This is a genomic window from Vibrio sp. 1180_3 (assembly GCF_029478545.1).
Taxonomy (GTDB): domain Bacteria; phylum Pseudomonadota; class Gammaproteobacteria; order Enterobacterales; family Vibrionaceae; genus Vibrio; species Vibrio aestuarianus.
The window spans coordinates 1-2,048 of sequence record NZ_SJFM01000100.1 but is presented as its reverse complement, the minus strand read 5'-3'; the positions used below and the strand labels follow the sequence as shown (position 1 = coordinate 2,048).

Below are 2,048 nucleotides of genomic sequence, written 5' to 3'. Positions count from 1 at the left end.
TTCAAACACTTCCCGAAAAGTGCCACTGGCGAGATAGTTGAGAAGCTGAGATTTGTCCGGTGTGTAGCTAGAAAACCGAAAGCCTTTCCACCCTAAATTCACAGCTTTTCTTAACCCCAGCTAACGCTGCGTTAAGTGGTGAGCAACGCGACCACAATCCTAAACCATTGCGCCCTAAACACAAAACTCAACCTAGAACCGAAACTCCCAAGCGTTGGGAATCCGTCTTAAACGCCTAGTTAGCTGCTGCACTTTCGCTAGCAAATTACGCCAAAATGCCTAATTTGAAACACATTATGGCTTTCAAACGGCAAAGTAAAACGGACAGCTGTGAAATTAAAACCTAATCCACGAAATGCGCTTGGCAAAGAAGAAATGACCGAGAAAATCACCATTCCTGAGCCTGGTAATTTGCAAAGAATTCTATCGAAAAAGCCAACGACAGAGCACACGAAACGAATTTAGGCATTCATGAATTTCAACAGCAAAGAAGCCGCGCCAATGAACTTAACAAACACAACATTTCCCGTAAGTAGACTTCGTTAAGTTCAAACACTTCCCGAAAAGTGCCACTGGCGAGATAGTTGAGAAACTGAGATTTATCCGGTGTGTAGCTAGAAAACCGAAAGCCTTTCCACCCTAAATTCACCGTTTTTCTTAACCCCAGCTAACGCCCAATTAAGGGGTGAACAACGCCTCCACCCAAACCTAATGCATTGTGCCATAAACACTAAATTTGAAGTAGAAGCAAAATGCCAAGCGTTGTGAATCCCTCTTAAATTGCTTGTTAGTTTTACTGTGTACCAAACAAAAACAAACCACCTAGGGCTAACGCCGATATTACCAATAAAGCCGCAACACCTTTAGCTCGCCGAAACGCAGGCTCACCTTTTTTAACGCGCTCCCATTCAAGTTTCAACAAAGCTTGAGAGTTTGACCTAACGTCATCAATTTTATCATTTACTTTTTCCCATTCTGCTTGCTTGGTAAATTTTCGAACCTGCTCTAAAGCTTGAATCAAATCTATAACTTCCGATTTATCATCATCTGGGTTTAAGCGAAGGTTAATCCGTGTATAAGCCTCCGAAGCCGCAACTTGGAAATCTTTAAGGTCCGAACGTGAAAACTCCGACTCTACGCCTTGCTCCTGTGCTCGCCGCATACGCTTACTAATATCAGCAATAGTGACAATATTACCTATAAATATCGCAACTTCTTCTCTCAATGAATCAATCCATTGCTGACGAAACTCAGAGACTTTCTGTTCTTTTGATAAAACTAGAGAAATGAACGAGAAAAGACCCGCAATAATCGATGCTGTTACAACTCCGATTGGAACTAATATTGATGTTGCCACTATGCCTCCTATAAAACTAACGCTGCGTTAAGTGGTGAGCAACGCGACCACAATCCTAAACCATTGCGCCTTAAACACAAAATTCAGCCTAGAGCCGAAACTCCCAAGCGTTGGGAATCCGTCTTAAACGCCTAGTTAGCTGCTGCACTTTCGCTAGCAAATTACGCCAAAATGCCTAATTTGAAACACATTATTGCTTTCAAACGGCAAAGTAAAACAGACAGCTGTGAAATTAAAACCTAATCCACGAAATGCGCTTGGCAAAGAAGAAATGACCGAGGAAATCACCATTTCTGAACTCGGTAATTTGCAAAGAATTCTATCGAAAAAGCCAACGACAAAGCACACGAAACGCATTTAGGCATTCATGAATTTCAACACCAAAGAAGCCACGCCAATGAACTTAACAAACACAACACTTCCCGTAAGCAGACTTCGTTAAGTTCAAACACTTCCCAAAAAGTGCCACTGGCGAGATAGTTGAGAAGCTGAGATTTGCCCGGTGTGTAGCTAGAAAACCAAAAGCCTTTCCACCCTAAATTCACAGCTTTTCTTAACCCCAGCTAACGCCGCGTTAAGTGGTGAGCAACGCGACCACAATCCTAAACCATTGTGCCTTAAACACAAAACTCAACCTAGAACCGAAACGCCCAAGCGTTGGGAATCCGTCTTAAACGCCTAGTTAGCTGCT

The 2,048-nt window shown here is 42.7% G+C and carries 3 protein-coding genes; 2 read left to right on the top strand and 1 reads right to left on the bottom strand.

Annotated features, from left to right (window positions below; all coding sequences use genetic code 11):
* Positions 1-330 precede the first annotated feature (330 nt).
* Complete coding sequence (locus EYW48_RS20960; protein WP_277433023.1) at positions 331-465, top strand: hypothetical protein; 135 nt, start codon at positions 331-333, stop codon at positions 463-465.
* A gap of 328 nt (positions 466-793) precedes the next feature.
* On the opposite strand, the gene EYW48_RS20955 is transcribed toward EYW48_RS20960, so the two are convergent.
* Entirely contained in the window at positions 794-1,357 is a 564-nt protein-coding gene (locus EYW48_RS20955; protein ID WP_277433022.1) for a hypothetical protein, read from the bottom strand.
* A 226-nt stretch (positions 1,358-1,583) separates the two neighbouring features.
* On the opposite strand from EYW48_RS20955, the gene EYW48_RS20950 reads away from it, so the two are divergent.
* Positions 1,584-1,718 (top strand): hypothetical protein, encoded by a 135-nt coding sequence (locus tag EYW48_RS20950; RefSeq protein WP_276529242.1) that lies wholly within the window; start codon positions 1,584-1,586, stop codon positions 1,716-1,718.
* Positions 1,719-2,048: the final 330 nt, after the last annotated feature.